The following is a 26,440-nucleotide window of genomic DNA, read 5'->3' as shown; positions in this document are numbered from 1 at the left end:
CCCCGCTCAGCGCGCGAGCTGCGCCCGCATGGCGTCGATCACCACCTTGTAGTCCGGCTGGCCGAAGATCGCACTGCCGGCGACGAAGGTGTCGGCGCCCGCGGCGGCCACCTGGGCGATGTTCGCGGCCTTGATGCCGCCATCCACCTCCAGGCGGATGTCGCGTCCGCTCGCCTCGATGCGCTTGCGGGCCAGCTCGATCTTGCGCAACGCGGAGTCGATGAAGCCCTGGCCGCCGAAGCCCGGGTTCACGCTCATGATCAGGATCAGGTCGATCTCGTCGATCAGCCAGTCCAGCACGTCCAGCGGCGCGCCGGGGTTGAACACCAGGCCGGCCTTGCAGCCGCGGGCCTTGATTGCCTGCACGCTGCGATGCACGTGGGTGGACGCATCCGGGTGGAAGCTGATGAGGTCGGCGCCGGCCTCCGCGAAGGCCTGGGCCAGCGCATCCACGGGCTGCACCATGAGGTGCACATCGATGGGCACCGGCGCGCCATCGGGCGTCTTCGCGTGGGGCTTCAGTGCCGAGCAGATCATCGGCCCGAAGGTGAGGTTGGGCACGTAATGGTTGTCCATCACGTCGAAATGGATCCAGTCGGCGCCGGCCGCGATGACGTTGCGCACCTCCTCGCCAAGGCGGGCGAAATCCGCGGACAGGATCGATGGGGCGATGCGATGGGTCGTGCTCATGCCGGCATTCTCGCAAACCCCGGGCGCGACGTGGTGCTGCCCTGCGCGCTAGCATGCGCCTCCATGGCCCACTATGCATTCCAGGTCGAAGTCCGCCCCCGCTACCTGCCCGAGCAGTCCGCGCCCGAGGAAGGCCTGTACGGCTTCGCCTACACCATCACCATCACCAACGTCGGCGACGTCGCCGCGCAGCTGATCTCGCGCCACTGGCTCATCACCAACGCCCTGGGCCAGGTGGAAGAGGTCAAGGGCCTGGGCGTGGTCGGCCAGCAGCCGCTGCTGCGCCCGGGCGAGGCCTTCGAGTACACCAGCGGCTGCCGGCTGCGCACGCCCACCGGCACCATGGAAGGCAGCTACTTCTGCGTGGCCGAGGACGGCGAGCGCTTCGAGGTGGACATCCCGGCCTTCGTTCTCGACGACGGCAGCCGCCGCGTCCTGCACTGAGGGGCGCGGGGAAAGGCGGCGATGGAAGACTGGATGGCCATCTGGGGGCAGTGGCTGCGGCCGTCCGCCGGCCTGCCCACCGTGCAGTGGTCGCTGCTGCTGGCGGCAGCCGCCGCGGCCGGCCACCTGCTGCAGCGCCACACCGGTCTGCCCAAGGTGGTGGGCTACTCCCTGGTGGGCACCATCGCCGGCCTGGCGGGCTTCTCGGGCGCGGCCTGGCCGCTGCACGGTGTCGGCCTCTTCCTGCTGGAACTGGGCGTGGCCGTGGTGCTGTTCGAGGCCGGCGGCCGGCTCGCCCTGCGCTGGTTCCGCCACAACCCCATGGTGCTGCTGCAGAGCCTGCTGGAATGCACGCTCACGCTTCTGGCGGTCTACCACGCGCTGCGCTGGCTGGGCGTCGGCGCCGACGTGGCCGAAGCGGTGGCCCTGATCGCCATGGCGGCCTCGCCGGCAGTGCTGAGCCGCGTGGTCATCGACACCCATGCGGCCGGCGCCGTGACCGAGCGCGCGCTGGCCCTGTCGACGCTGTCGACGCTCTACGCGCTCACGCTCGTCAGCGCGCGCGCCGGTGAGCCGGCCGATGCCGGCGCCTCGCTGCTGGGCACGGTCTATCCGGTGGTGGTGGTGCTGGGCATCTCCATCGTTGTCGGCGCGGTGATCGCCCTGGCCCTGCGCTCGGCGCTGCGGGTGATGAACCCCACCAGCGAGAACACCTCCATCCTGCTGATCTGCGTGATCGCCGCCGGCACTGCGCTGGCCGCGCACTTCGGCGGCTCGGCCCCGCTGGCGGCCCTGCTGGGCGGCGTGCTGCTCAAGCAGCTGCAGCCGCGCCCATGGGCCTGGCCGCGGCAGCTGGGTACCGCCGCATCGCTGCTCACCATGCTGATGTTCGTGCTGGTGTCCGTTGTCGCAGCGCGCGCCGAGTGGCTGGCCGGGGCGGCCAGCCTGGTGGCCGCCGTGGTGATCGCCCGTGCACTGGCCAAGATCGGCGGCGTGGCACTCGCCAACCGCGGCAGCGGCACCAGCCTGCGCCAGGCGTTCTGGACCGGCTGCGCCATGTCCCCCATGTCGTCGGTGGCCTTGCTCCTGGTCGCGCAGTTCCACGGCGTCGCCAGCGGCATCGGCCCCCAGGTGGCGGGCATCGCCCTGCCCGCCATCCTGCTGATGGAAGTGCTGGGCGCCATCGTGGCCACCTACGCGCTGGCGCGCGCCGGCGAGTCCGGCCGGCCGCCGCATCGCCCGCTGCTGCCCACGCTGGCCAGCGGAGGCGCCCGTGGATAGCACGCTCGCGCCGACCCCCGCGCTGGAGCCCTTCCGCCAGTCCGCCGCGCTGTCGCTGGGGGTGGAGCTGGAACTGCAGCTCGTGAACACGCACGACTACGACCTGGCGCCGTTCTCCGACGAGATGCTGCGCCTCATGGCCCGCATCCCGCTGCCGGGCTCGGTGGTGCCGGAGATGACCTCCAGCATGATCGAGATCTCCACCGGCGTGTGCCATTCGGCCACCGACGTCCTGGGCCAGCTCACGCAGATCCGTGACGCGCTGGTGCGCTGCGCCGACAAGCTCAACATCGCCTGCGTGGGCGGCGGCACGCACCCGTTCCAGCAGTGGCACCAGCAGCGCATCTACGACAAGCCGCGCTTCCGCCAGCTGTCCGAGCTGTACGGCTACCTCTCCAAGCAGTTCACGATCTTCGGCCAGCATGTCCACGTGGGCTGCCCGGATGCCGACACGGCGCTGGTGCTGCTGCACCGCATGTCGCGCTACATCCCGCACTTCATCGCGCTGTCGGCCAGCTCGCCCTACGTGCAGGGGCAGGACACGCAGTTCGACTCCGCGCGGCTGAACTCGGTGTTCGCGTTCCCGATGTCGGGCCGCGCGCCCTTCGTGCAGACCTGGCAGGCCTTCGAGCAGTTCTTCGCCAAGACCACCCGCACCGGCGTGGTCAAGAGCATGAAGGACTTCTACTGGGACATCCGACCCAAGCCCGAGTACGGCACGATCGAGATCCGCGTGTTCGACACGCCGCTCACCATCGAGCGCGCCGCCGCACTGGCGGGCTTCGTGCAGGCGCTGGCCGCGTGGTTCCTGCACGAGCAGCCGTTCCAGCCGCGCGAGGACGACTACATGGTCTACACCTACAACCGCTTCCAGGCCTGCCGCTTCGGGCTGGAGGCGGTGTACGTGGAGCCCGAGACCGGCGAGCACCTGCCCCTGCGCGAGCACATCCTCGCCACCCTCGAGCGCATCGCGCCGCATGCCCAGGCCCTGGGCGCCGCCGCCAGCGTGGAGCTGCTGCGCGAGTCGGCCGAGCGTGCGCGCAACGACGCCCGCTGGCTGCGCGAGACCCAGTCGCGGGAGCGCCTCCTCGCGGAGACCGTGCGCCAGGGCGCCGAGCGCTTCCGCGGGCGCGGTTAAGCTCGCATCCCCGGCCCCGCAACCGGCGCGGCCCATCGCCGCGCGGCAGGCCGCACATCGAATCGGACATGGGTGAATTCGAGCTGATCGAACGCTTCTTCACGCGCGCGCCGCGCCGCAGCCCGCTGGGCGTGGGCGACGACTGCGCGCTGCTGCAGCCGCGCCCCGGCATGCAGCTGGCCGTCTCCAGCGACATGCTGGTCGAGGGCCGGCACTTCCTCTCCACCGCGGATCCGCGCCGGCTGGGCCACAAGGCGCTGGCCGTGAACCTGAGCGACCTGGCTGCCTGCGGCGCGGAGCCGCTCGCCTTCACGCTGGCGCTCGCCCTGCCAGGCGCCGACGAGGCGTGGCTGGGCGCCTTCGCCGAGGGCCTGCTCGCGCTCGCGGACGCCCATGGCTGCGAGCTGGTGGGCGGTGACACCACGCGCGGGCCGCTTTGCATCGGCATCACGGTGTTCGGTGAAGTGCCCGCCGGCGGCGCCCTGCTGCGCAGCGGCGCGCGCCCCGGCGACGACCTGTGGGTGAGCGGCACACTGGGCGATGCGCGTCTGGCGCTGGAGGCCTTCCGTGGCACGGTCTCGCTGCCGCAGCCGGTGTTCGAGGCCGCGCGGCTGCGCATGGAGCAGCCTTCACCGCGCGTCGCGCTGGGCATGGCGCTGCGCGGCATCGCCAATGCGGCCATCGACATCAGCGACGGTCTGCTGGGCGACCTGGGCCACGTGCTGCGCCGCTCCGCGGTGGGCGCGACGGTGGACGCCGATGCCGCGGCGGCGCTGCTGGGTGCGCGCGCCCTGGGCTGGCCAGCGCCACCGGAGGCGATGCGGGATCTGGTGCTGGCCGGGGGTGACGACTATGAACTGGCCTTCGCCGCACCGCCTGACGCGCGGGCGGCCGTCGAGGCCGCAGGCCGCACCACCGGCACGCCCGTCACCCGCATCGGCCGCATCGACGCCGAGGCGGGCCTGCGCATCGTCGATGCGCAAGGCGTGCCGTTGGGTCGTGACTGGCAGGGGTTCGACCATTTCCGCTGAGCGCCGCGCCCGAGGCGGCTGGCTGTCACGCGCCTTCACCGGAACCCTGGCAGCCCTAGCGACAGGCCTGCCTGGCTGGGCCCTTGCCGCCACCCTGGCCGGTACCGTGACCCACGTCACCGACGGCGACTCGCTCTGGGTGCGGCCCGCTCAGGGTGGCGCCCCGCTGGAACTTCGGCTGCGCCACGTCGATGCGCCGGAGCGGTGCCAGGCGCACGGCACCGAGGCACGCGAGGCGCTGGCGCAACGGGTGCTGCGCCAACCGGTGCGCGTGCAGACGCACGGCGTGGACGACTACGGGCGCACCCTCGCCACGGTCACGCATCGCGGCCAGGACATCGGCGCCTGGCTGGTGCAGCAGGGGCATGCCTGGTCCGACGACCGCGGGCGCGGCCGCGGACCGTATGCCGCCCAGCAGCAGCGGGCCCGGCAGGCGCGGCGCGGCCTCTGGCAGGGCCCGCAGCCGATGCGGCCGCGACAGTTCCGTCAGGCGCACGGGCGGTGCCCCTGACGCGGCTGGATGCGCTGCCGCGGGGCGGGCAGCGGGCGGGCGGCCCAGTTCGCGAGCGTGCCACCCAGCGCGCGGGCCCCCTGCCAGAGGGCGCGGCCCGCGGCGTCGACCCAGCGGGCCTGGGCTTCGCGGCGCAGTGCCGCCGCGCGCACGCGGGCCAGTTCATGGAGGCGGCCCGGGTCGGGGCGGCGGGCCGTGGGGGTGGTGATCTGCGGGTTCATGTCGGTTCCTTTCCGGTCCCTGCACTCTAGGAAGCGCGGCCCGATGCGGAAACGGCGTGTCCGGCAACATGCTCTTGCAGACAGCGCAAGACCCGCCGCCGGCCCTCGCTACCATTCAACGGTGCGCGCCCTCCAGTTCGACGATCTGCACCTCTTCGCCCGCGTGGCGCAGCTGGGCACGCTGTCGGCGGCCGCGCGCGAGCGCGACGCACCGGTCAGCCAGGTCTCGCGCGCACTCGTTCGCATCGAGCAGGCCTGCGGCGCGCGGCTCGTGCTGCGCTCCACCCATGGCCTGTCGCTCACGCCGGAGGGGCAGACCTTCCTGGCCTACTGCCTGCGCATCACCAGCACCCTGGACGACCTGGAAGGCGAGTTCGCGGTCCACAGCGGCGAGGCGCGCGGCCTGGTGCGCGTGAGCGCCAGCACCGTGGTGGCCCAGTACCGCATCGTGCCCAGCCTGGCCGGCCTGCGCGAGCGGCATCCCCGCCTCAGCGTCGCCCTGGAGGTGAGCGACCGCCTGGTCGACATGACCCGCGACGGCATCGACGTCGCCATCCGCAGCGCCACACACCTGCCCGATGCCGTGGTGGCGCGCCAGATCGGGATGCTGGGTCGGGCGCTCTATGCGGCGCCCGCCTATGCACTGGCGCATGGCCTGCCGCAGCGGCCCGAGGACCTGCATGCCCACGCGCGCGTGGTCAACACGGCGGTGCCGGCGCTCAACCAGTGGCCGTTCCATGGGAACGGGGGCACGGTGATCCACGTCGCCGAAGGCACCTTCGCCAGCAACGACACCAACATGGCCGCCACCATGGTGCTGCAGGGCCTGGGCATCGGCCGACTCGCCACGCTGGTGGGCGACGAGCTGGTGCGCGAAGGCCGGCTGGTGCCGGTGCTGGCCGAATGGGTGGACCCGCAGCCGGTGCCCGTCTACGCCGTCACCATCGGCGGCCGCCATCGCCTGCCCCGCGTGCGGGCCTGCATCGACTACTGGGCCGACTGGTTCGGCCGCGCCGCCGCATGAACATCCCGCCCCTGCACGCCACGCCGCGCTTCATGCTGGCGCATCCGGCGCACCTGATCGCATTGGGCTTCGGCTCCGGCCTGTCGCCCTGGGCGCCCGGCACCGTGGGCACGCTGTGGGCCTGGCTCAGCTTCGCGCCGCTGCAGGCCTGGCTGGGGCCGGCCGGCATGGGCGCGTTGATCGCGGTGTCCTCCGTGATCGGCTGGTGGGGCTGCACCACCACGGCCCGCCACCTGGGGGTGGCCGATCCCGGCCAGATCGTCTGGGACGAAGTGGTGGCCTTCTGGCTGGTGCTGTGGCTGGTCACGCCGGCCGGCTGGGCGGGCCAGATCGCGGCCTTCGCGCTGTTCCGCTTCTTCGACGCCGCCAAGCCGGGACCGGTAGCCTGGGCTGATCGGCGCTTCAAGGGCTTCGGCTGGCGCGGCGGCTTCGGCATCCTGGCGGATGACTTCGTCGCCGCCTTCTGCACCCTGTTCGTGATCGCGCTGTGGAGGCACTTCGCATGAGGCTCACCGACCGTACCCCGGCGCTGTGCGAGGCCCTGGCCACCCGGCTGCCGGCCCTGGGCTGGATGATGGCCACGGCGGAAAGCTGCACCGGCGGACTGATCGCCGGGGCCTGCACCGACCTGAGCGGCTCCAGCAACTGGTTCGAGCGCGGCTTCGTCACCTACTCGAACGAAGCCAAGGTGGAGCTGCTGGGCGTGGACGCGGCGCACATCGCTGCCCATGGCGCCGTCAGCGAGGTGGTGGCTCGGGCGATGGCCTTCGGCGCGGTGCGGCACTCGCGCGCCCGCGTGGCAGTGGCCGTCACAGGCGTCGCCGGGCCCACCGGCGGCAGCGTGGACAAGCCCGTGGGCACGGTGTGGTTCGGCTACTGCGTGGATGGCCAGCTGGCCAGCGAGCAGTGCCGCTTCGACGGGGACCGTGAGGCCGTTCGCGCGGCGACGGTGGAGCACGCCCTGGCCGGCCTGCTGGCGCGCCTGCTGGCCTGACGCCTCGCGCCCGCTCGAGCACTCATGCCATCAGCTGCGCCGGCAGCCCGCGGCGCGGCGACGGCGCGATGGCCGGCGCATGGCCGATCCGGGCCCACATCTGAACCGTGAAGCGGGGCGCGGGCGCCTGCAGCAGGGCGTGCACCCGCGCATAGGGGCCGGCCTGCTCGGGGTACTCCTGCAGGGCCTGCGACAGCGGCTGCATGGACAGGCCCTGCGCGGTGGCGGCCAGCTGCGCGCGCACGTAGGCCCGCCCGGCCTGTACCTGGGCCACGCGGCCATTGCCCTCGCTCACCAGCCAGTAGAACGCCGGCGTGGCGGCCAGCTTGCCCTGGAAGTCCTCGATCTGGCGCCGCACGTTGGCGTCGTCCGGCGCAGGGGTCTGCGTGCGGTCGAACAGGCCCACCGCATCCGCGAACCGCACCATGGGACTGTTGAGGCTGATGCCGTCGCGGTGCGCGGCGATCTCGCGCGGGCCGATGCGCAGGTAGTGGTAGGACTCCATCAGCGTGCGCGGGGTCGTCAGCTCCAGCCGCCAGGCCTCTGCCGCGATGGCCCGATGCGCGGCCAGCTCGGCGGCATCGCCACGCGTCACGTCAACGCGGAACGGCTGCCCGTCGGTCGCCTGCAGCACGGCGCGGATGGCCGCCGGCTCGGGCAGCCGGGCCTCATAGGCCTCGCGGTTCGTGCGGCGCCTGAGGATCTGCGCGAACAGCGGATCGCGGGTCACCGCCGCATCGGGCCGCAGCACGATGCGCGCCACCGGGCGCTCGTCCGGCCGCTCGGGGCCGAACTCGCCGGCCGGGAACAACGTGATCTCGGCCCGCTGCCCGCGCTCGCGCGCGGCGAGGTCCAGCAGCTCCAGGAAAGTGCCCTGGCTCATGAGGATCTGGCGCGAGAACGGGTCGGTCTGCGGCAGCAGCCGCGTGAGATCGCAGTACAGGAGGATCTCCCCCGGCGTGCGCAGGTCCACGCGCCACGACTGCAGGTTGTGCGAATGGGGCGCCAGGATCGCATAGGACAGGATCCAGCGGCGCACGTCCTGCTCGCCTGCCGAGGGCCCCTGCCAGGCGGCCAGGGCCTCGGCGGGCAGCGCGGTGGAGCAGCCGGCCGTGGCGGCGAGGACGACGCCACCACCGGTGACGCGCAGGAATTGACGACGATGCATGACAGGGCTCCTGGGGGGGTGAGGAATCGGGGCAGCGGATCAGACGGCCGCGCGGGCGGCAGCGGGCGTGGGCGACGCCAGGCCGAGCGCGGCCACAGCCTCGCGCACCGCCTGCGCGAACGGCGTGGCCGGCAGCGGGCCGGTGAGCACGCGCAGGCGCGAATCGTCCAGGCGATGCGGCGTCTGCCAGAGGTAGCGCATCTCGCTCACCGCGGCCAGCGTGGGCACGGCCAGACCTGCCAGGCGCAGCAGCGGCCACGGCAAGTGCGACACGCGCAGGGTTCCGTCGGGCGCGAGCCAGCCGGCCTCGCAAGCCGTGCGGGTGAGCGCGGCCACCCAGTCGGCGCCGGTGGCCGCATGGCCGGCAAAGTGCAGGGTGTCGAACGGGGCCAGGGCCTCGCGACAGCGCGCCACGGCCACGAAAGCGCGCGCCAGGTCCGGCAGATAGGCCCAGGGCGTGGCCACGTCCATGCGCGCCGCCGGCCACGAGACCCGACCCTGCGGCAGCGTCTTGGCGACGACCAGGTCCAGCAGGGTACCGGTGCCGGCCCCATAGAAGTCGCCCGCGCGCAGCACCACGGCACGGAGGCTGCCGTCGGCCGTGGCCTCGGCGAGCTGGCGCTCCAGCTGCACGCGGATGCGCCCCTTCACCGTGTCGGCCTGCTGCGGCGTGTCCTCGCGCAACACGGCCGGCATCGCGCGGCCGTAGTTGTAGACGTTGCCCGGCAGCATGAGCGTGGCGCCCAGCCGGCGGCCGATGGCGATGCCGGCCTCGGCCAGGCGCGGCCAGTCACGCCGCCAGGCGGGATGCGTGTACGCCGGCGAGAGTCCCTGCACCACCACCGGCGCATGGCCGGCCGCCTGGGCCAGGGGCTCGGTCTCCCAGGGCAGCGCCTGGACCCAGCGCACGTTGGGGATGACGGGCAGCGAACCCGCACCCGGGCGCACCTGCGCCGCGACCTGCCAGCCCGCCTGCGCAAAGGCGCGGGTGACGGCAGCGCCCAGGCGGCCGCGGGCGCCGAGAACGAGGACGGTGGCGGGATCGGACATGGCGTTGCTCCTGTGGATGCATGGATTGTGGAAGTCGCCGCTCTTCCCCACAATTGCATACGCATCCATAGCAGCTATGCAGACATGAATACCTCCTTCGACTGGAACCTGGTGCGGTCCTTCCTGGCCGCGCTCGACCACGGCAGCCTGCTGGGCGCCGCGCGGGCGCTGGGAGCCAGCCAGCCGACGCTCGGTCGCCACATCGCCGAGCTGGAATCCCAGCTGGGGGCCACCCTGTTCGAGCGCACCGGGCGCGGGCTGCTGCCCACCCCGACCGCGCTGCGCCTCGCCGAGGCGGCGCGCGCCATGCAATCCGGCGCGGACCAGCTCGCCCGGGGCGCCACCGCCACCGCCGGCGATCTGGGCGGCACGGTGCGGCTGAGCGCCAGCCAGCCGGTGGCCTGCCACCTGCTGCCGCCCATCCTGGCGCGCATGCGGCTTGCGCTGCCGCAGGTGCAGATCGAGCTGGTGGTGAGCAATGCGGTCAGCAACCTGCTGCGTCGCGAGGCCGACATCGCGCTGCGCATGGTGCAGCCCGACCAGGCCAGCCTCATCGCCCGCCGGGTAGGCCAGGTCACGCTGGGCACCTATGCGCACCGCGACTACCTCGCCCGTCGGGGCACGCCACGCCAGCTGGCCGACCTGCTGCAGCACGACGTGATCGGCGACGACCAGGGCGGCGCCATCCTGCAGGCCTACCGCCGCTTCGGCTTCGAGGCCGACCCGAGCGTCTTCGTGCTGCGCACCGACGACCTCATCGCCTACTGGCAGGCGGTGCGCAACGGCATCGGCATCGGCTTCGTCGCCGACTACCTCGCGGCTACCGAGCCGCAGGTGCAGCCCCTGCTGCCCACGCTGAAGATCCCGCCGTTGCCGATGTGGCTGGTGGTGCACCGCGAGATCCGCAGCAATGCCCGCATCCGCGCGGTGTACGATTTCCTCGCCCAGGCGCTGCCCCGCGCGCTCTGATCCCCGGCCCGCAGGGCCGCCCAACGACCCGCCGGAGAGCCCGCCGATGCAAGACCACCGCGCCACCATCGAGAACTTCTACGCCGCCTTCGCCCGCCTGGACGCCGACCGCATGGCGATGTGCTACGCCGAGGACGCCGAGTTCGAGGACGAGGTGTTCCACTTGCGCGGCCGCGAGGAAGTGGGCGGCATGTGGCGCATGCTGTGCGCGGCCACGCGCGACAAGGGCCGCGACGACTGGAAGCTCACCTGGTCCGACGTCGCCGCGAGCGGCGACGCGGGCCAGGCCCGCTGGGACGCCCACTACCGCTTCAGCGCCACCGGCCGCCTGGTGCACAACCGCATCTCGGCGCGCTTCGTGTTCGACCACAAGGGCCTGATCGTCCGCCACCACGACCGCTTCGACTTCTGGGCGTGGTCGCGCCAGGCGCTCGGCACGCCGGGCCTGCTGCTGGGCTGGACGCCGATGCTGCGCAACAAGGTGCGCGCGCAGGCCGATGCCAACCTGCGGCGCTTCCTCGCGCGCGGCTGAGCCTCAGGCCGGGGCGCCGGGCGTCGGCGCCCACGCGCGGACCGTGGCCACCCGCAGGCGCGCCAGCCGGCGGGCCATGCGCAGCACCTCGCGATCCTTCGAGATGAGCATCGCGGCATGCGTCACGGCCAGGTCGATGAACTTCTGGTCGTCCGCATCGCCGCAGACGAACATCGCACGCGGCGCCGCTTCGACCCGCTGCGACCAGTCGTCGAACAGCGCCAGCACACCCTCCGCCGATCCGCCATCACGCGCCAGCCGGGCCGCCAGATGCGGATAGCCCAGCACGCGCGCCAGTTCTTCGCGCATGGCATCCGTCGCAAGCCACGCCAGGCGACGCGCGCCCAGTGCCTCCGAGAGCGGTGCCGCCGCCGGATCGCGAAAGACCAGCAGGTCCAGCACGATGTTCGTGTCAATCACCAGGGGCTGCATCGCGCGCACGGGCCGAGCCCGCCACCATGTCGAAGCGGAACAGGCGGCATTCGATCGGGCCGTTCCACATCGGGATGCGGCGCGACTCCTTCAGCCGCATGCGCGTGGGCAGCTTCGCGTCCGGCGACAGCACCCAGGCCGTCCAGCCGGCGTAGTGCCGCTTCCAGTGCGAGGCCAGCTGCGCGAAGAAGTCCCCGGCCTGCGCCATCTGCGCCTGCTCACGGCCGCCCCGCCCGCGCCCGGCCACGCCAGCGGCCTCGATGCGCTCCCCGTAGGGCGGGTTGAGCAGCAGCACGCCCGGGTTCTCCGAAGGCGGCATGCGCTGCAGCGCATCCCCCCCGCGCAGCTGCAGCGCCGCCGCGACGCCGGCGCGCTCGGCGTTGCGCTGCGCGAAGTCGACCATGCGGTGCGCGACGTCGCTGCCGAACACCGGCGCCGTGGGGGCGTGTCGCGCGGCCTGCGCCTGCGCCTTGATCGCCGCCCAGGCCGCGGCGTCATGGCCGGCCAGCCGCTCGAAGCCGAAGCGCCGCAGCAGGCCCGGCGCGATGCCGCAGGCGATCTGCGCGGCCTCGATGGCGATGGTGCCGCTGCCGCAGCAGGGGTCGTACAGGGGCACCGTGGCGTCCCAGCCGCTGGCGGCCAGCATCGCGGCCGCCAGCGTCTCCTTCAGCGGCGCATCCCCCTTGTCGGCGCGCCAGCCGCGCTTGAACAGGGGTTCGCCCGAGGTGTCCACATACAGCGTGAGCTGCTCGGCACCCAGATGCGCGAAGACGCGCACGTCGGGCCGCTGCGTGTCCACATCGGGCCGCACGCCGCCGCGCTCGCGGAAACGGTCCGCCACCGCATCCTTGATGCGCAGCGCAGCGAAGTTCAGGCTCTTCAGCGGGCTCTGGTGCGCGGTGAGCTCGATCTTGAAGCTCTGGCGCGGCGTGAACCAGGCTTCCCACGCCACCGCGATGGCGGCCGCGTAGACATCATCCTCGTGGCGATAGGGTGCATGGCCCACCTGCACCAGCACCCGCTGCGCGAGCCGGCTGTGCAGGTTCAGGCGCATCACGGCGGCCCAGTCGGCGGCCAGGCGCACGCCGCCGCGGGCGGCCTGCACCTCGCGCGCGCCGCTGCCGCCCACGCGCGCCACCTCCTCGGCGAGCCAAGGCTCCACGCCGGCGGCGCAGGGCAGGAAGAGCGGCAGGTCGTTCATGGTCACAGCGCCTTGCGCAGGTTGGCCGGCGCGATGCGCAGCGCCTCGCGGTACTTGGCCACGGTGCGGCGAGCGCACTCGATGCCCTGCTCCTTCAGCATGTCGGAGATCTGGCTGTCCGACAGCGGCTTCTTGGGGCTTTCCGCGGCCACGAACTGCTTGATCAGCGCGCGCACCGCGGTGCTGGAGGCATTGCCGCCGGTCTCGGTGCCGAGGGCGGAGCCGAAGAAGTACTTCAGCTCGAAGGTGCCGAAGGGCGTGGCCATGTACTTGGCCGTGGTCACGCGCGAGATGGTGGATTCGTGCAGGCCCAGCTCGTCGGCGATCTCGCGCAGCACCAGCGGCCGCATGGCCAGTTCGCCGTGCACGAAGAAGTTGCGCTGCCGCTCCACGATGGCGGTCGACACGCGCAGGATGGTGTCGAAGCGCTGCTGGATGTTCTTGATGAACCAGCGCGCCTCCTGCAGGCGCTGCTGCAGCGCCTGGTGGCCCTCGCCCTTGTGCGTCTTCAGCGCGCCGGCATACACGTCGTGCACGCGCAGCCGGGGCATCACGTCGGGGTTGAGCTGCACGCGGAAGCTCGCACGCGGCCCGCGCCCGCTCTGGGTGACGATGACGTCGGGCACGATGATGTGCCGCTCGGCGTCGACGAAACGCCGGCCGGGCTTGGGCTCCAGCCGGGTGATGCGGGCGATGGCCAGACGCACCTGCGCCTCGGTGTCGCCGCAGGCCTGGGCCAGCTTGCGGATGTCCCGCCGCGCGAGCAGGTCCATCGGCTGACGGCAGATGCGGCGTGCGAGCGGCACCACCTCGTCGTCGGGATCCTCCTGCTCCAGCACGCGCAGCTGCAGATCCAGGCACTCGGCCAGGTCTCGCGCGCCCACGCCGGCCGGCTCCAGGCTCTGCAGCAGGCCCAGCGCCACGGTGAAGCGGTGGACCAGCTCCTCCTGCTCCTCCAGATCGTGCGCCGACAGGCTCTCGGCCAGGGCCTGCAGCGAATCCTCGAGGTAGCCATCGTCGTTGAGCGACTCGATCAGGAAGCGCAGCGCGGCGCGGTCTTCCTCGCCCAGGCGCAGGCCCAGGGCCTGGCGATGCAGGTGGTCCTGCAGGGACTCGTGGCTGCTGGCCAGATCGGCCGCCTCCACCTCGTCGTCGCCGCCAGACGACTTCTGGCGCGCTGGCGCATCGCCGCCCCACTCGGCGTCGTCGGGCACCGTCTCCACGCTGCCATCGCCCTCCCAGCCGGGCTCGGCGTCGGCGGCCGGCTCCGCCGATTCGGCCTCGGCGTCGGACAGGCGCGACTCGCTCGCGGCCGCCGACACGCCCATCGGTTCGTCGGCTTCATCGCCGGCCGGCCGGGCATCGGCCTGCGCCGGGCCGGGCAGGTCGGGCACGTCGTCGGGGTTGGCCTCCAGGAACGGGTTCTCGTCCAGCATCTGCTGGACCTCCTGGCCCAGCTCCAGCGTGGACAGCTGCAGCAGGCGGATGGACTGCTGCAGCTGGGGCGTGAGCGCCAGGTGCTGCGAGACGCGGAGGGACAGCCCTTGCTTCATCGCATGCACCCGCTCGAATCCATCGAAGCGCGGGGCACCATCACATCCGGAAGTGCTCGCCGAGGTAGACCCGGCGCACGTCGGCGTTGTTGACGATTTCCGATGGCGTGCCCTGGGCCAGCACGCGGCCCTCGCTGATGATGTAGGCGTGGTCGCAGATGCCCAGGGTCTCGCGCACGTTGTGGTCGGTGATGAGCACACCGATGCCGCGCGACTTGAGGAAGCCGATGATGCGCTGGATCTCGATCACCGCGATCGGGTCGATGCCGGCGAAGGGCTCGTCGAGCAGGATGAAGCGCGGCTGCGTGGCCAGGGCGCGGGCGATCTCCACCCGGCGCCGCTCGCCGCCCGAGAGCGCCAGCGCCGGCGAATCGCGCAGATGCTCGACCCGCAGGTCCTGCAGCAGCTCGGTCAGGCGCTGCTCGATCGCCTCACGGGCCAGCGGGCGGCCGGTGGCGTCGCGCTGCAGTTCCAGCACCGCGCGCACGTTGTCCTCCACGTTCAGCTTGCGGAAGATCGACGCTTCCTGCGGCAGGTAGGACAGGCCCAGGCGCGAGCGCCGGTGAATGGGCATGTGGGCCACCGGCCGGCCGTCGATGGCGATCTCGCCGCCATCGGCGCGGACCAGGCCCACGATCATGTAGAACGACGTGGTCTTGCCGGCGCCATTGGGGCCGAGCAGGCCCACGACTTCGCCCTTGGCGACGGCGAGCGACACGTCCTGCACCACCTTGCGGCCGCCGTAGGACTTGCGCAGGTGCAGCGCCTCCAGGCGGCTGGTGACCGGTGCGGCGGCTTCGGCGCGGGTGGCCTCCGTGTCCCCCATCAGCGCGGCTCCGCGGCCAGCGTGGCGGTGCTGCGCAGGCGCGGCGCCGAAGCCGCACCCAGGGCCGCCGACGCCGCGGACGCTGGCACCGCGACCGGGCCGGAGGCCGCCGGACGCGGCGCGAGGATGGCGCGCACGCGGCCGCCCTGCGCGGGCGCGGCGCCGGCAGCCGGCCCGCCGTCGACGGTGTATACGTCGTTGGTGTTGTCGTAGGTGATGAGGCTGCCGGTCATCTCGTCGCTGACCGTGGTGCCGCGCAGGCGGCGCAGCTCGGCGCTGCCGACGAAGCGCACGCGGTCGGCTCGGCCGTCGTACTCGATCGTCTGCGCCTCGCCCTCGATGAATTCGTCCATCGCCTCGCGCTTCTGCCGGAAGTAGGCCCGCTGGCCCGGCTCGGCGGTCACCACGCCGTGCTGGAAGCCTTCAGCGTCCTGCCGGACCTCGACGCGGGCACCGCGGATCAGGATGGTGCCCTTGGTCACGACCACCCGCCCGGTGAAGACGCTGGTCTGGCGCAGGTCGTCGTGCCGCAGCGCGTCCGCCTCCACGTTCATGGGCTTGGCGCGATCGGCTTTCTCGGCGGCGGCTGGCAGGGCCAGCAGGGCCAGGGCGGCCGCCCAGGGCAACAGGCGATGGAGGGAGTTCATAAAGGCACGAATCTTGCTGGCATTGTAGCCAGCCCATAGGTGAAAAAGCCCGCGTCACGCGGGCTTTTCGCTGCCGGAAGCTGACGGCGCGCGGCGCCGCGACCGCACCCTCAACGGGCCTTGCGCGCCTCGGCGATCAGGTACTCGGTGACCTGCAGCGCCTTGTCCATGGTGCCGGTCAGGGCGGCATCGGTGTAGTAGCGACCGGCAATGCCCAGCGCCGGCACGCCCTCGACCTGGTAGGCGTCCTGCAGGTGGGTGGCCCGGCGCGCCTTGGACTGCACGGCGAACGAGTTGTACGTCTCCTGGAAGCGGGCGCGGTCCAGACCGTTCTTCTCGGCAAAGGCGAGGATCAGCTCCTCCCGGTTGGTCGGCAGCTTCTGCACGTGGATGGCCTCGAACACCTTGGCGTGCAGGTCCTCCAGGCGGCCCAGCGCCTCCAGCGTGTAGAACAGGCGCTGCTGCGGCACGAAGTCATCGCGGAAGGCCACCGGCACCCGGCGCACCACCACGTCGGGCGGGGCCCGCTTGATCCAGTTCACCAGCGTCGGCTCGAAGGCGTTGCAGTGCGGGCAGCTGTACCAGAAGAACTCGATCACCTCGATGCGGCCGGCACCCGCCTCGGTGGGTTGCGGCTTGCTCAGGGTCTTGAAATCGCGGCCGTCCTCGAACTTGCGCTGCGCCTGCGCCAGGGTCGGCAGGCCCAGCGCCGCGGCGCCCAGCAGACCGGCGGCGCCGGCGGAAAACTCGCGTCGTTTCATGCGCATCACTCCTTGATTCCGTGCCGCCGTGCAGCACCGCCCGCTTGGGAGACAGCGCGCGCCGGATTGGTTCCGCCGCTCAGCGCTGCACCCGCACCAGCGCGGCCTCGATGCCGCCGGCGTCCAGCTTGTCCTTCTGCCGCTCGGCCTCGTCCCGGCGCTCGAACGGGCCCACGCGCACCCGCCAGACCTGGCGGCCGGCCTGCTCGCGCTCGATCACCTTGGCCTCGATGCCCATCAGCGACAGCTTGGCCCGTTGCGCCTCGGCTTCGTCGCCGCTGCGGAAGGCGCCGGCCTGGACGAAATAGACGAAGGGATCACCAGCCGCCGCGGCCCGCGCCGTGGCGAGGTCACCCAGCGGATCCGCGGACGGGCGGCCCGTGACCGCCGGGGCGGCCGGCGCCGCGGACGGGGCCTTGGCTTCCTTGGCGGGCTCCTTCGGGGCCTCCTTCGCGGCTTCCTTCGGCGCCTCCTTGGGGGTCGCCTTGGCGTCCTTCGGATCCTTGGGCGCCTCCTTGGCGTCCTTGCCCGCGACGGCGGGTGCCACCGCCGAGGCCGCCTGCGCGGGGCGCGCCGGGTTCTTGCCGTACAGCGGCGCGTTGGGATCCCAGTTCTGGTTCTTCTTCTGCTCGGCGGCGTCCTGCTCGGGCGTGCGGCTGGAGGCCTTGTTCACGAACGGAACCGGCACCTTGGTCACATAGACGGCCACGGCCAGCGCGGCCGCCAGGCCGATGACCACACCGATGATGACGCCGACGAAGACGTTGCCGCCCTGGATTCGCTTCATGCTCACATCTTCCGCGGGGCACTGACGCCCAGCACTGCCAGGCCATTGTGCAATACCTGCGCACAGGCGGCGACCAGGGCCAGGCGGGCCAGCCGCAGGGCTTCGTCGTCGACCAGGATGCGCTCGCTGTCGTAGTAGCTGTGGTAGGCCGCCGCCAGCTCCCGCAGGTAGAAGGTCACGTCGTGCGGGGCGAAATCCTGCGCCGCGGCCGTGAGCACCTCGGGGTAGCGCGCGAGCTGCACCATCAGCGCCAGCGCCGGGTCGCTGGCCAGCAGCGAGAGATCCGCCCCGGCGAGCGACGCGGGATCACCGCCCCACGTGGCCAGCACCGAGCAGATGCGCGCATGCGCGTACTGCACGTAGTACACCGGGTTGTCGTTGTTCTGCGCCAGGGCCAGATCGACGTCGAACACGTACTCGGTGTCCGGCTTGCGAGAGAGCAGGAAGAAGCGCACCGCGTCCTTGCTGGTCCACTCGATCAGGTCGCGCAGGGTCACGTAGCTGCCGGCGCGCTTGGAGATCTTCACCTCCTCGCCGCCGCGCATGACGCGCACCATGGTGTGCAGCACGTAATCCGGGTAGCCCTGCGGGATGCCCACGCCGGCCGCCTGCAGGCCGGCGCGCACGCGCGCGATGGTGCCGTGGTGGTCCGTGCCCTGGATGTTGACCACCTTGCTGAAGCCGCGCTCCCACTTGGTGATGTGATAGGCGACGTCCGGCACGAAGTAGGTGTAGCTGCCGTCGCCCTTGCGCATGACGCGGTCCTTGTCGTCACCGTACTCGGTGGTACGCAGCCACAGGGCGCCGTCCTGCTCGTAGGTCTTGCCAGCGTCGCGCAGCTTCTCCACCGCGGCGTCAACCTTGCCGCTGGTGTACAGGCTGGACTCCAGGTAGTAGTGGTCGAAGCGGACGTCGAAGGCCTTCAGGTCCAGGTCCTGCTCGTGGCGCAGGTAGGCCACGGCGAACAGGCGGATGTCGTCCAGCGCCTCGGGGTCGCCGCTGGCGGTGAACGCGCGGTCGTCCGAGTGCACGGTCTTCTTCGCCAGGTAGTCGCGGGCGATGTCCTGGATGTAGTCGCCGTTGTAGGCCTGCTCGGGCCAGTCGGCGTCGCCGGGCTTGAGCCCGCGGATGCGCAGCTGGGTGGAGCGCGCCAGGGTGTCGATCTGCACGCCGGCGTCGTTGTAGTAGAACTCCCGGTGCACCTGCCAGCCCTGCGTGGCGTAGAGGTTGCAGATCGCATCGCCCAGCGCGGCCTGGCGGCCGTGGCCCACGTGCAGCGGGCCGGTGGGGTTGGCCGAGACGAACTCCACCATCATGCGCTGGCCGTTGGCGGGCTGGTGGCCGAAGGCGGCGCCGGCACCCAGCACCTCGCGCACCACCGCCTGCTTGGCAGCGGGCTTGAGGCGCAGGTTCAGGAAGCCGGGACCGGCAATCTCCACCGCGTCCACCCAGCGCTGGAAGGCGGGCGTGGCGAGCAAGGCCTCGCGCAGGCTCTCGGCCACCTGGCGCGGATTGCGCTTGAGCGGCTTGGCCAGCTGCATGGCGGCGGTGCAGGCCAGGTCGCCATGGGCGGCGGCCTTGGGCAGCTCGAACGCGGCCTTGCCGCCGGCACCGGGCGACAGCGCGTCCAGCCCGGCGGCCAGCGCGCCGAGCAGTTCACTCTTGGCAAGAAGCATGCGGGGATTCTACGAGGGACCCCCGTGGCCGGTCGGCGCCTTGTCATCCGCCGCGGCGCTGCCGCGTTAGAGACTGGTGTGGTGCGACGAAACTGCAGACAATGGCTGCGCACCGCATCCCACCCGTCCGCGATCCACCTTCAGGAGATATCCATGCGCAAGCTGCTCACCCTCGCCACCCTCGGTCTCGCCCTCTCGGTGGGCGCCGCCCACGCCGCCGACGAGAAGAAGGAACCCACCGCCCAGCAGAACAAGATGGCCACCTGCAACAAGGATGCCGGTGACAAGAAGGGCGACGAGCGCAAGAAGTTCATGTCCGAGTGCCTGAAGGCCAAGCCCGCCATGACGGCGCAGCAGGCCCAGCAGGAGAAGATGAAGACCTGCAACGCCGAAGCCAAGGACAAGAAGGGCGACGAGCGCAAGAAGTTCATGTCGGAGTGCCTGAAGAAGGGCTGATCGCCCGCCCGTACCGGGGGCGCAGGCGGGCCGGCTGGCCGCCAACCCCGGCCGCCACCCCCGACCGGTACCTCAGCCAATCGCGCCGAAGCCCCGCGCCAGGAACACCGCCGGCAGCGGAACGAGCGGCACGAGGTGCGCCTGGATCATCACCCGCTTGCGGGTGGCACGCACTTCGTCGGCCGCGGGCAGCGCGCCCGTGGCCTCCAGCGTCTTGCGCCAGCGTGAGAAGCGCAGCGACGGCTGGATCGACAGCAACGCCGCCAGCACGAACAGCAGCAGCTTGGCGTGCAGCAGCCAGTTGCCCCAGTACCAGCCCGCCCCCTTGGCGCCCAGATACATCCGCGCCAGGCCGGTCGCCAGCACCGCCAGCGCGGCGATGCCGTAGATGCGATCCACCGTCACCAGGCGGTGCACCACGGTGGCGTTCATCCATTCCGGGCGGCACAGCGCGGCCTCGCTGGTGAGGAACACCACCAGCGTGAGGATCGCCATCAGGTGCGCATAGGCCAGCAGCGCTTCCAGCGTCATCGCGGGCCGGCGGGTTCGGCCAGCCAGAACTGCGGCTGGGCGTAGTGGTGCTTGAGGAAGTCGATCCACAGCCGCACCCGCAAGGGCAGGTGCTTGCGCTGGGGAAAGACCGCGTAGATGCCGTTCGGCGGCGCGGCATAGGCGGCCAGCACCTCCTGCAGGCGGCCATCCGCGATTTCGCGCTCCACCTCCCAGGTGCTGCGCCAGGCGATGCCCCAGCCCTGCAGGCACCAGTCGTGCAGCACCTGGCCGTCGGAGCAGTCCAGCGGGCCGGCTGGCTTGATGTGCAGCAGCTCGGTGCCGCCGCCCTCGCCCGCCACGCTGAACGCCCAGCCGCGCGTCTGCGAGGCATCGCTGGAGAGCGTGAGGCAGTCGAAGCGGGCCAGGTCCGAGGGATGCTCGGGCGTGCCGTGGCGACGCAGGTAGTCGGGCGTGGCCACGCACAGCCGCCGGTTGTCAGCCAGGCGCACGCTGACCAGGGAGGAATCGGGGAAGTCGCCGACCCGCACGGCGCAGTCGAAGCCCTCACCCGCGAGGTCCACCACGCGATCGCTCAGGTTGAGCGAGATCGTCACATCGGCGTGCAGCTCGCGGAAACGCGGCACGAGCGGCGCCACGTGCCGCCGGCCGAAGCCCGCCGGCGCGGTGATGCGCAGGTGGCCGCTGGCCTTGACGCCGCCCGCGCTGACACTCGCCTCGGCATTGGCCAGATCGGCCAGCAGACGCTGGCAATCCTCCAGGAAGGCGCTGCCCTCGTGAGTGAGCGTGATGCGGCGGGTGGTGCGCACCAGTAGCTTGACGCCCAGGCGCTCCTCCAGCGCGTCGAGCCGCCGGCCCATGATGGCCGGCGCCACGCCCTCGGCCCGGGCCGCCGCCGTCAGGCTGCCCTTGGTGGCCACCGACACGAAGGATTCGAGCTGCTTGAGTTTGTCCATCGCGCATCGATTATCGACGCTGGGGGATGAAATGGGCGGTCTTCAAGCGCGATTTCACCGCGAGGGCAGACAAGCCCCGCCATTCCCTCGCAGGCGGGAATCCTGAGGGTGTTGGTGAGCCCGAACCTCCTGGGTCCCCCCGTACGCTTTCGCTCCTCACGCGGGGACGACGGAGTGCCGCCCTACTCCGCCTTGAACCCCGACGACTTGATCGGCGCCTCCCAGCGCTTCAGGTGCTCGGCCTGGGCCGCGGCGAGCTGGGCCGACGTGGCGTGGTTGGGCACCAGGCCGAAGCCCAGGATCTTCTCCTGGATCTCGGGCGCCTTGAGCGCATCGGCCACCGCCCGGTCAAGGCGGCCCACCACGTCAGCCGGCATGCCCGCCGGGCCATACAGGCCGAAGAAGGCGTCGGCCGCGGTGTTGATGCCCAGCTCCTTGAGCGTGGGCACGTCCGGCAGCGCCTTGGCACGCTGCTCGCCGGTAACGGCGAGGATGCGCACCTTGCCCGCCTTGTGGTGCTCGATGGTCTCGGAGGCCGTGTCCACCATCAGCGGGATCTGGCCGCCGATCAGGTCTTGCGCGGCCGGCGCACCGCCCCGGTAGGCCACGTGGGTCATGGGCACACCGGTCGCCTGGCCGAGCAGCACGCCCGCGAAGTGCGGCACCGTGCCCGCGCCCGAGGTGGCGTAGCTGGCCTTGGAGGGATTGGCCTTCATCCAGGCCAGCACTGCCTTCAGGTCGCCGGCCGGGGCGCCCGGGCCAGCCGTGACCGCGAAGTCGAAGGTGACCACGCGGGCGACGGGCGTGAAGTCCTTGATCGAGTCGTAGGGCAGGTTGGTGTAGAGGTGGGGGGCGATCACCATGGCGCCACTGGGCGACAGCACCAGGTTCAGGCCGTCGGGCGGCATGCGCTTGAGCTCGCCCAGCAGCAGCCGGCCGGCGGCGCCGGGCTTGTTGTCGACCACGACGTTCTGGCCCAGGCTGCCCCTCATGCGTTCGGCCAGCAGGCGCGCGACCGAGTCGGCGGAGCCGCCGGGCGGGAAACCCACCCAGATCTTGACCGTGCGGTCCTGCGCCAGCAGGGCGGGGGCGGCAAGGGAGGCGGCGGCGAGGGCGGCGAACTGGCGGCGTTGCATGCGGAAGACTCCTGGGAACATTGAATTTCGACGATAGGCCGGAAGGGGCGTGCACCGCATCGGGGCACACCCGTGGGCACCTCGTTTATAAAGCCGGATCCGTAAGCATGCCAACAGGAGACATCCCCATGCCCGTCATCGACGTCCACACCCACATGTTCACCACCAGGTGGCTGGAGCTGCTGAAGCAGAAGGGGGCGCCCTACAACATCCAGACCCGTCCGGACGGCCAGCAGGAGGTGTTCCGCGGCCCCACGCCGGTGGTGATCCCTCAGAAAGGCCACTTCGACTGGGAGCTGCGCATCCGCGCGATGAACGAGGCCGGCATCGATGTCTCCATCGTGTCACTTACCTGCCCCAACGTGTACTGGGGCGGCGAGGCGGTGAGCGTGCAGGCCGCCCAGGAGGCCAACGACAACGTGGCCGAGGCGCAGCTGCGCCACCCGGACCGGCTGCGCTGGTTCGCCTCGCTGCCCTGGGAGTACCCGCAACGCGCGGTGGAGGAACTGCGCCGCGCCTGCGACCAGGGCGCCGTGGGCGTGATGGTGCTGGCCAACGTGGCCGGCCGCAGCCTGACCGACCCCGACTTCGCCCCCGTGTGGGCGGAGATCGACCGCCGCGCGCTGCCGGTGCTGGTGCACCCGACCGACCCACCCGGCGCGGACCTGATGGACATGGGCCAGTTCGACCTGTCGTGGTCGGTCGGCTTCATGTTCGACACCACGCTGGCCATCACGCGGATGATCTTCAACGGCTTCTTCGACCAGTACCCGAACCTGAAGGTGATCGCCTCCCACGGCGGCGGCACCCTGCCCTACCTGGTGGGCCGCTTCGAGAAGGGCGACGAGGTGGAGATCCCCTCGCGCCGCAAGATGCAGCGCAAGCCGACCGACTACCTGCGCCACATTTACTACGACAGCATCACCTACAACCTGGGTGCGCTGCAGTACCTGATCTCTGTCGTGGGCGAGGACCATGTGATGTTCGGCACCGACTGGCCGCACCAGGTGCACGACGTGAAGGGCGCGTTCGCCAACACGGCGCGGCTGCCGGCTTCGCAGATGAAAGCCGTCCGCGGCGACACGGCGCAGCGTCTGTTCGGCCTGTAGGCCGATTCATTACCATCACCAGGGTCACGGATGATCGCAAAACCAATCGATTAATCGAGCGACAAGTTCCGAATACAGTACCGCCATGGAAAAACCCCGGGCGGTCCTGTTCGATGCCTATGGCACGCTGTTCGACGTGTACAGCGTCGGGCTGCTGGCCGAGCAGCTGTTCCCCGGCCAGGGCCAGGCGCTGGCCGTGCTGTGGCGCGACAAGCAGATCGACTACACCCGCCTGGTGAGCGCCAGCAACGACGGCGCCCATTACCGCCCGTTCTGGGATCTCACGCGCGCAGGCCTGCGCTACGCGTGCAAGCGGCTCGGCCTGGATCTCATGCCCGAGCGCGAGCAGCAGCTCATGAACCAGTACCGCCATCTCTCGGCCTTCCCCGAGAACCGGGAGGTGCTGCAGGCGCTGAAGGCGCGGGGCGTGGTGACGGGCATCCTCTCCAACGGGGACCCCGACATGCTGGGCGTGGCCGTGCGCAGCGCCGGGCTCGAAGGCCTGCTGGACCATGTGCTGAGCGTGGACAGCGTGCGGCGCTACAAGACGCACCCCGAGGCCTATGCGCTCGGCCCGCAGGCCACCGGGCTGGAGCCGAAACAGATCGCCTTCGTCAGCTGCAACGGGTGGGACGCCCTGGCCGCCACCTGGTATGGATTTCGCACGCTGTGGGTCAACCGCTACCAGCTGCCCTTCGAGGAGCTGGGCACCGAACCCACCCGAACCGGCCGCACGCTGCGTGACGTGCTCGCCTTCTTCGACTGACCCCTTTCCTTCATTGCCATCGCAGGAGCCTTGCCATGACCGCCCGAACCCCCGTCCACGGACTTGAAGTCGACGCCGCCCTCAAGCGTTTCGTCGACGAGCAGGTGCTGCCCGGCACCGGTGTCGATGTCGCCGCCTTCTGGAAGGGCTTCGACGCCATCGTGGCCGACCTCGCGCCCAAGAACGCCGCCCTGCTGGCCGAGCGCGACCGCCTGCAGACCGAGCTGGATGGCTGGCACCGCGCCAACCCGGGCCCGATCCAGGACATGAAGGCCTATCGTGGCTTCCTGGAGAAGATCGGCTATCTGGTGCCGCAGCCCGCCGGCGCCCAGGCCACCACCGCCAACGTGGATGCGGAGCTCGCGCTGCAGGCCGGCCCGCAGCTGGTGGTGCCCATCCTCAACGCGCGCTATGCGCTCAACGCCGCCAATGCCCGCTGGGGTTCGCTGTACGACGCGCTGTACGGCACCGACGCCATCCCCGAGACCGGCGGCGCCGACAGGGGCCCGGGCTACAACGAGGTGCGTGGCGCCAAGGTGATCGCCTATGCGCGCGCCGTGCTGGACAACGCGACGCCGCTGGCCAGTGGCTCGCATGCCGACGCCACCGGCTACGCGGTACAAGGCGGCCAGCTGGTCGTGACGCTGAAGGGCGGCGCCACCTCCGGCCTGAAGGATCCCGCGCAGTTCGTGGGCTACCAGGGCGACGCGGCGGCGCCGAAGTCCGTGCTGTTGAAGCACCATGGCCTGCACCTGGACATCCAGATCAACCGCGCGCACCCGATCGGCGCGACGGACGCCGCCGGTGTCTGCGACCTGGTGATGGAAGCGGCGCTCTCCACCATCCTCGACCTGGAAGACTCCATCGCCGCGGTGGACGCCGAGGACAAGCTGCTGGCCTACTCCAACTGGCTGGGCATCCTCAAGGGCACGCTGACCGAGGAAGTGGCCAAGGGCGGCAAGACGTTCACCCGCGGCCTGAACGCGGATCGCGTGTACACCGGCGCGAACGGGAATGAAGTGCGCCTGCACGGCCGCTCGCTGCTGTTCCTGCGCAACGTGGGCCACCTGATGACCAACCCCGCCATCCTGTGGGGCAACGGCAAGGAGATCCCGGAAGGCATCATGGACGCCGTCATCACGACGGCCATTGCCATCCACGACCTCAAGGGCCACGGCCAGAACGGCATCCGCAACTCCCGCACCGGCTCGGTCTACATCGTCAAGCCCAAGATGCACGGCCCGCGCGAAGTGGCCTTCGCCTCGGAACTCTTCGGCCGCGTCGAGCAGCTGCTGGGCCTGGCCCCCAACACCGTGAAGCTGGGCATCATGGACGAGGAGCGCCGCACCAGCGTGAACCTGCAGGCCTGCATCGCCGAGGCCGCCGCGCGCGTGGCCTTCATCAACACCGGCTTCCTGGACCGCACCGGCGACGAGATGCACACCGCCATGCTGGCCGGCCCCATGTTCCGCAAGGGCGACATGAAGACCAGCGCCTGGATCCAGGCCTACGAGAAGAACAACGTGCTGGTCGGCCTTTCGTGCGGCCTCTCGGGCCGCGCGCAGATCGGCAAGGGCATGTGGGCCATGCCCGACCTGATGGCCGCGATGCTGGAGCAGAAGATCGGCCACCCCAAGGCCGGCGCCAACACCGCCTGGGTGCCCTCGCCCACCGCCGCCACGCTGCACGCCCTGCACTACCACCAGGTCGACGTGTTCGCGGTGCAGCGCGAGCTGGCGAAGACCAGCGCCGAGGCCGAGCGCGAGAACATCCTGGCCAACCTGCTGCAGATCCCGGTGGCGCCCGAAGCGAAGTGGACGCCCGCCGAACGCCAGCAGGAGCTGGACAACAACGTGCAGGGCATCCTGGGCTACGTGGTGCGCTGGGTCGACCAGGGCGTGGGCTGTTCCAAGGTGCCCGACATCCACAACGTGGGCCTGATGGAAGACCGCGCCACACTGCGCATCAGCAGCCAGCACATCGCCAACTGGCTGCACCACGGCGTGGTGACCGCCGAACAGGTGCACGAGACCTTCCGCCGCATGGCCGCGGTGGTGGACCAGCAGAACGCGGGCGATCCGCTGTACCGGCCGATGGCGGGCAACTGGGACACCTCGTTCGCCTACCGCGCGGCGCTGGACCTGGTGTTCAAGGGCAAGGAGCAACCCTCCGGCTACACCGAGCCGCTGCTGCACGCCTGGCGACTGAAGGTCAAGGCCGCGGGCTGAACGGTCGGCGCTGCCAGGCTGGTAACGGGTGTGACACCCTGATACAGCCCGGTCGTGACAGGGGTCACGCGGCCTGGCGGCAGGCTGCGTAGACTGGCTTTCCATGAACCAGCCGCTCCTTGACCAGTGCCTGGCCCAGGCCACGGCCGCGGCCGCGCCGCTGCTGGACCGCATCACCGAGCAGGCCATCGAGTCGCTGCGCCAGGCGGAATCGGCCAGCGGCAAGTCCACCGAGCGGCGCGAGCTGGCCGATGCCTACCTGGAGCTGATGCGCGTGAAGGCGGGCTGGCCGGCACGCTTCCAGCAGGCGCTGGCACAGGGCTGGCAGGCCACCCTGCAAGGT

The 26,440-nt window shown here is 71.3% G+C and carries 30 protein-coding genes; 15 read left to right on the top strand and 15 right to left on the bottom strand.

Translation table 11 applies throughout. From position 1 onward, the window contains the following. Nucleotides 1-6 precede the first annotated feature (6 nt). Nucleotides 7-690: a ribulose-phosphate 3-epimerase gene (gene rpe, locus ACE3T5_RS10420; RefSeq protein ID WP_374667255.1), complete on the bottom strand. Its 684-nt coding sequence runs from the start codon at nt 688-690 to the stop codon at nt 7-9. 63 nt (nt 691-753) lie between these two features. Between rpe and apaG the strand changes: the two genes are divergently transcribed. The 5 genes from apaG (at nt 754) to ACE3T5_RS10395 (ending at nt 5,095) form a co-directional block, all read left to right on the top strand. Then, the gene (gene apaG / locus ACE3T5_RS10415; protein WP_374667253.1) at nt 754-1,134 is read left to right on the top strand and encodes a Co2+/Mg2+ efflux protein ApaG; all 381 of its coding nucleotides are present in this window, start codon (nt 754-756) and stop codon (nt 1,132-1,134) included. A gap of 21 nt (nt 1,135-1,155) precedes the next feature. Next, entirely contained in the window at nt 1,156-2,415 is a 1,260-nt protein-coding gene (locus tag ACE3T5_RS10410; protein WP_374667249.1) for a cation:proton antiporter, read from the top strand. Further along, nucleotides 2,408-3,553: a YbdK family carboxylate-amine ligase gene (locus tag ACE3T5_RS10405; RefSeq protein ID WP_374667247.1), complete on the top strand. Its 1,146-nt coding sequence runs from the start codon at nt 2,408-2,410 to the stop codon at nt 3,551-3,553. Before ACE3T5_RS10410 ends, ACE3T5_RS10405 begins: the two co-directional genes overlap by 8 nt. A 68-nt stretch (nt 3,554-3,621) precedes the next feature. Next, entirely contained in the window at nt 3,622-4,584 is a 963-nt protein-coding gene (gene thiL, locus ACE3T5_RS10400) for a thiamine-phosphate kinase (RefSeq protein ID WP_374667245.1), read from the top strand. 106 nt (nt 4,585-4,690) lie between these two features. Next, the gene (locus tag ACE3T5_RS10395; protein WP_374667242.1) at nt 4,691-5,095 is read left to right on the top strand and encodes a thermonuclease family protein; all 405 of its coding nucleotides are present in this window, start codon (nt 4,691-4,693) and stop codon (nt 5,093-5,095) included. Here the strand turns inward: ACE3T5_RS10395 and ACE3T5_RS10390 are convergent. Further along, on the bottom strand, nt 5,071-5,316 hold the full coding sequence (locus tag ACE3T5_RS10390; RefSeq protein WP_374667240.1) for a hypothetical protein: 246 nt from the start codon (nt 5,314-5,316) through the stop codon (nt 5,071-5,073). The two genes, ACE3T5_RS10395 and ACE3T5_RS10390, sit on opposite strands and share 25 nt — an antisense overlap. Nucleotides 5,317-5,437: 121 nt before the next feature. Between ACE3T5_RS10390 and ACE3T5_RS10385 the strand changes: the two genes are divergently transcribed. From ACE3T5_RS10385 to ACE3T5_RS10375, 3 genes are read left to right on the top strand one after another with little or no spacing between them, the layout of a single operon-like run. After that, entirely contained in the window at nt 5,438-6,340 is a 903-nt protein-coding gene (locus ACE3T5_RS10385; RefSeq protein WP_374667238.1) for a LysR substrate-binding domain-containing protein, read from the top strand. Next, nucleotides 6,337-6,846, top strand: coding sequence for a phosphatidylglycerophosphatase A (locus tag ACE3T5_RS10380; protein WP_374667236.1), 510 nt, complete (start codon nt 6,337-6,339; stop codon nt 6,844-6,846). The genes ACE3T5_RS10385 and ACE3T5_RS10380 overlap by 4 nt, the downstream gene beginning before the upstream one ends. Further along, nucleotides 6,843-7,334 carry a CinA family protein gene (locus ACE3T5_RS10375; protein WP_374667234.1) on the top strand — a complete coding sequence of 164 codons (492 nt, stop codon included), beginning with the start codon at nt 6,843-6,845 and terminating at the stop codon, nt 7,332-7,334. Before ACE3T5_RS10380 ends, ACE3T5_RS10375 begins: the two co-directional genes overlap by 4 nt. Nucleotides 7,335-7,356: 22 nt before the next feature. Here ACE3T5_RS10375 and ACE3T5_RS10370 read toward each other — a convergent pair whose 3' ends face one another. Together ACE3T5_RS10370 and ACE3T5_RS10365 are read right to left on the bottom strand one after the other, a co-directional pair. Beyond that, nucleotides 7,357-8,502, bottom strand: a complete 1,146-nt coding sequence (locus ACE3T5_RS10370) for a twin-arginine translocation pathway signal protein (RefSeq protein ID WP_374667232.1) — start codon at nt 8,500-8,502, stop codon at nt 7,357-7,359. Nucleotides 8,503-8,541: 39 nt separating this feature from the next. Further along, nucleotides 8,542-9,552: an epimerase gene (locus ACE3T5_RS10365; RefSeq protein ID WP_374667230.1), complete on the bottom strand. Its 1,011-nt coding sequence runs from the start codon at nt 9,550-9,552 to the stop codon at nt 8,542-8,544. 84 nt (nt 9,553-9,636) lie between these two features. On the opposite strand from ACE3T5_RS10365, the gene ACE3T5_RS10360 reads away from it, so the two are divergent. Both ACE3T5_RS10360 and ACE3T5_RS10355 read left to right on the top strand, forming a co-directional pair. Beyond that, nucleotides 9,637-10,521: a LysR family transcriptional regulator gene (locus tag ACE3T5_RS10360; protein ID WP_374667227.1), complete on the top strand. Its 885-nt coding sequence runs from the start codon at nt 9,637-9,639 to the stop codon at nt 10,519-10,521. Nucleotides 10,522-10,567: 46 nt separating this feature from the next. Continuing rightward, the gene (locus tag ACE3T5_RS10355; protein WP_374667225.1) at nt 10,568-11,053 is read left to right on the top strand and encodes a nuclear transport factor 2 family protein; all 486 of its coding nucleotides are present in this window, start codon (nt 10,568-10,570) and stop codon (nt 11,051-11,053) included. A 3-nt stretch (nt 11,054-11,056) separates the two neighbouring features. Here ACE3T5_RS10355 and ACE3T5_RS10350 read toward each other — a convergent pair whose 3' ends face one another. From ACE3T5_RS10350 to argS, 8 genes are all read right to left on the bottom strand, one after another. Then, entirely contained in the window at nt 11,057-11,473 is a 417-nt protein-coding gene (locus tag ACE3T5_RS10350) for a putative toxin-antitoxin system toxin component, PIN family (RefSeq protein ID WP_374667223.1), read from the bottom strand. Continuing rightward, the gene (locus ACE3T5_RS10345; protein WP_374667221.1) at nt 11,466-12,686 is read right to left on the bottom strand and encodes a class I SAM-dependent RNA methyltransferase; all 1,221 of its coding nucleotides are present in this window, start codon (nt 12,684-12,686) and stop codon (nt 11,466-11,468) included. Before ACE3T5_RS10345 ends, ACE3T5_RS10350 begins: the two co-directional genes overlap by 8 nt. A gap of 2 nt (nt 12,687-12,688) precedes the next feature. Next, on the bottom strand, nt 12,689-14,239 hold the full coding sequence (locus ACE3T5_RS10340) for an RNA polymerase factor sigma-54 (RefSeq protein ID WP_374667219.1): 1,551 nt from the start codon (nt 14,237-14,239) through the stop codon (nt 12,689-12,691). Nucleotides 14,240-14,279: 40 nt separating this feature from the next. After that, entirely contained in the window at nt 14,280-15,065 is a 786-nt protein-coding gene (lptB, locus tag ACE3T5_RS10335; protein WP_374667217.1) for an LPS export ABC transporter ATP-binding protein, read from the bottom strand. Continuing rightward, a complete protein-coding gene (gene lptA / locus ACE3T5_RS10330; protein WP_374667215.1) occupies nt 15,065-15,712 on the bottom strand; it encodes a lipopolysaccharide transport periplasmic protein LptA in 648 nt (215 codons plus the stop codon). The genes lptB and lptA overlap by 1 nt, the downstream gene beginning before the upstream one ends. A gap of 110 nt (nt 15,713-15,822) precedes the next feature. Further along, nucleotides 15,823-16,473 carry a thiol:disulfide interchange protein DsbA/DsbL gene (locus tag ACE3T5_RS10325; RefSeq protein ID WP_374667213.1) on the bottom strand — a complete coding sequence of 217 codons (651 nt, stop codon included), beginning with the start codon at nt 16,471-16,473 and terminating at the stop codon, nt 15,823-15,825. Nucleotides 16,474-16,552: 79 nt separating this feature from the next. Continuing rightward, complete coding sequence (locus ACE3T5_RS10320; protein ID WP_374667211.1) at nt 16,553-17,260, bottom strand: SPOR domain-containing protein; 708 nt, start codon at nt 17,258-17,260, stop codon at nt 16,553-16,555. A 2-nt stretch (nt 17,261-17,262) separates the two neighbouring features. Next, nucleotides 17,263-18,936, bottom strand: a complete 1,674-nt coding sequence (gene argS, locus ACE3T5_RS10315) for an arginine--tRNA ligase (protein ID WP_374667209.1) — start codon at nt 18,934-18,936, stop codon at nt 17,263-17,265. A 153-nt stretch (nt 18,937-19,089) separates the two neighbouring features. Between argS and ACE3T5_RS10310 the strand changes: the two genes are divergently transcribed. Further along, nucleotides 19,090-19,392, top strand: a complete 303-nt coding sequence (locus ACE3T5_RS10310) for a PsiF family protein (RefSeq protein ID WP_374667207.1) — start codon at nt 19,090-19,092, stop codon at nt 19,390-19,392. Nucleotides 19,393-19,464: 72 nt separating this feature from the next. On the opposite strand, the gene ACE3T5_RS10305 is transcribed toward ACE3T5_RS10310, so the two are convergent. The 3 genes from ACE3T5_RS10305 to ACE3T5_RS10295 form a co-directional block, all read right to left on the bottom strand. Further along, nucleotides 19,465-19,923 (bottom strand): DUF2214 family protein, encoded by a 459-nt coding sequence (locus tag ACE3T5_RS10305; RefSeq protein WP_374667205.1) that lies wholly within the window; start codon nt 19,921-19,923, stop codon nt 19,465-19,467. Then, complete coding sequence (locus ACE3T5_RS10300) at nt 19,920-20,858, bottom strand: LysR family transcriptional regulator (RefSeq protein WP_374667203.1); 939 nt, start codon at nt 20,856-20,858, stop codon at nt 19,920-19,922. Before ACE3T5_RS10300 ends, ACE3T5_RS10305 begins: the two co-directional genes overlap by 4 nt. A gap of 182 nt (nt 20,859-21,040) precedes the next feature. Next, nucleotides 21,041-21,994 (bottom strand): Bug family tripartite tricarboxylate transporter substrate binding protein, encoded by a 954-nt coding sequence (locus ACE3T5_RS10295; protein WP_374667201.1) that lies wholly within the window; start codon nt 21,992-21,994, stop codon nt 21,041-21,043. Nucleotides 21,995-22,122: 128 nt separating this feature from the next. Here ACE3T5_RS10295 and ACE3T5_RS10290 point away from each other — a divergent pair, with 128 nt between their 5' ends. From ACE3T5_RS10290 to ACE3T5_RS10275, 4 genes are all read left to right on the top strand, one after another. After that, nucleotides 22,123-23,103, top strand: a complete 981-nt coding sequence (locus ACE3T5_RS10290; protein ID WP_374667199.1) for an amidohydrolase family protein — start codon at nt 22,123-22,125, stop codon at nt 23,101-23,103. An 85-nt stretch (nt 23,104-23,188) separates the two neighbouring features. Continuing rightward, nucleotides 23,189-23,869: a haloacid dehalogenase type II gene (locus tag ACE3T5_RS10285; protein WP_374667197.1), complete on the top strand. Its 681-nt coding sequence runs from the start codon at nt 23,189-23,191 to the stop codon at nt 23,867-23,869. A gap of 35 nt (nt 23,870-23,904) precedes the next feature. After that, nucleotides 23,905-26,097 carry a malate synthase G gene (locus ACE3T5_RS10280; protein ID WP_374667195.1) on the top strand — a complete coding sequence of 731 codons (2,193 nt, stop codon included), beginning with the start codon at nt 23,905-23,907 and terminating at the stop codon, nt 26,095-26,097. A gap of 103 nt (nt 26,098-26,200) precedes the next feature. After that, the coding region (locus ACE3T5_RS10275) for a hypothetical protein (RefSeq protein WP_374667193.1) at nt 26,201-26,440 on the top strand (240 nt) is incomplete at its 3' end.

The sequence above is a fragment of the Ramlibacter sp. genome (assembly GCF_041916345.1).
In the GTDB taxonomy this organism is placed as follows: domain Bacteria; phylum Pseudomonadota; class Gammaproteobacteria; order Burkholderiales; family Burkholderiaceae_C; genus Ramlibacter.
Note: the sequence above shows the minus strand (reverse complement) of the source record. Positions and strands in the feature narration are given on the sequence as shown.

Bases quoted from the DNA above. Each gene is read 5' to 3' on its own strand.
- ACE3T5_RS10340 (WP_374667219.1), bottom strand. From the start codon at position 14,239: ATGAAGCAAGGGCTGTCCCTCCGCGTCTCGCAGCACCTGGCGCTCACG.
- ACE3T5_RS10410 (WP_374667249.1), top strand. From the start codon at position 1,156: ATGGAAGACTGGATGGCCATCTGGGGGCAGTGGCTGCGGCCGTCCGCC.
- ACE3T5_RS10310 (WP_374667207.1), top strand. From the start codon at position 19,090: ATGCGCAAGCTGCTCACCCTCGCCACCCTCGGTCTCGCCCTCTCGGTG.
- lptB (WP_374667217.1), bottom strand. From the start codon at position 15,065: ATGGGGGACACGGAGGCCACCCGCGCCGAAGCCGCCGCACCGGTCACC.
- ACE3T5_RS10325 (WP_374667213.1), bottom strand. From the start codon at position 16,473: ATGAAACGACGCGAGTTTTCCGCCGGCGCCGCCGGTCTGCTGGGCGCC.
- ACE3T5_RS10280 (WP_374667195.1), top strand. From the start codon at position 23,905: ATGACCGCCCGAACCCCCGTCCACGGACTTGAAGTCGACGCCGCCCTC.
- apaG (WP_374667253.1), top strand. From the start codon at position 754: ATGGCCCACTATGCATTCCAGGTCGAAGTCCGCCCCCGCTACCTGCCC.
- ACE3T5_RS10290 (WP_374667199.1), top strand. From the start codon at position 22,123: ATGCCCGTCATCGACGTCCACACCCACATGTTCACCACCAGGTGGCTG.
- ACE3T5_RS10345 (WP_374667221.1), bottom strand. From the start codon at position 12,686: ATGAACGACCTGCCGCTCTTCCTGCCCTGCGCCGCCGGCGTGGAGCCT.
- ACE3T5_RS10300 (WP_374667203.1), bottom strand. From the start codon at position 20,858: ATGGACAAACTCAAGCAGCTCGAATCCTTCGTGTCGGTGGCCACCAAG.
- lptA (WP_374667215.1), bottom strand. From the start codon at position 15,712: ATGAACTCCCTCCATCGCCTGTTGCCCTGGGCGGCCGCCCTGGCCCTG.
- ACE3T5_RS10305 (WP_374667205.1), bottom strand. From the start codon at position 19,923: ATGACGCTGGAAGCGCTGCTGGCCTATGCGCACCTGATGGCGATCCTC.
- ACE3T5_RS10365 (WP_374667230.1), bottom strand. From the start codon at position 9,552: ATGTCCGATCCCGCCACCGTCCTCGTTCTCGGCGCCCGCGGCCGCCTG.
- ACE3T5_RS10285 (WP_374667197.1), top strand. From the start codon at position 23,189: ATGGAAAAACCCCGGGCGGTCCTGTTCGATGCCTATGGCACGCTGTTC.
- ACE3T5_RS10360 (WP_374667227.1), top strand. From the start codon at position 9,637: ATGAATACCTCCTTCGACTGGAACCTGGTGCGGTCCTTCCTGGCCGCG.
- ACE3T5_RS10355 (WP_374667225.1), top strand. From the start codon at position 10,568: ATGCAAGACCACCGCGCCACCATCGAGAACTTCTACGCCGCCTTCGCC.
- ACE3T5_RS10390 (WP_374667240.1), bottom strand. From the start codon at position 5,316: ATGAACCCGCAGATCACCACCCCCACGGCCCGCCGCCCCGACCCGGGC.
- thiL (WP_374667245.1), top strand. From the start codon at position 3,622: ATGGGTGAATTCGAGCTGATCGAACGCTTCTTCACGCGCGCGCCGCGC.
- ACE3T5_RS10370 (WP_374667232.1), bottom strand. From the start codon at position 8,502: ATGCATCGTCGTCAATTCCTGCGCGTCACCGGTGGTGGCGTCGTCCTC.
- argS (WP_374667209.1), bottom strand. From the start codon at position 18,936: ATGCTTCTTGCCAAGAGTGAACTGCTCGGCGCGCTGGCCGCCGGGCTG.
- rpe (WP_374667255.1), bottom strand. From the start codon at position 690: ATGAGCACGACCCATCGCATCGCCCCATCGATCCTGTCCGCGGATTTC.
- ACE3T5_RS10375 (WP_374667234.1), top strand. From the start codon at position 6,843: ATGAGGCTCACCGACCGTACCCCGGCGCTGTGCGAGGCCCTGGCCACC.
- ACE3T5_RS10320 (WP_374667211.1), bottom strand. From the start codon at position 17,260: ATGAAGCGAATCCAGGGCGGCAACGTCTTCGTCGGCGTCATCATCGGT.
- ACE3T5_RS10295 (WP_374667201.1), bottom strand. From the start codon at position 21,994: ATGCAACGCCGCCAGTTCGCCGCCCTCGCCGCCGCCTCCCTTGCCGCC.
- ACE3T5_RS10380 (WP_374667236.1), top strand. From the start codon at position 6,337: ATGAACATCCCGCCCCTGCACGCCACGCCGCGCTTCATGCTGGCGCAT.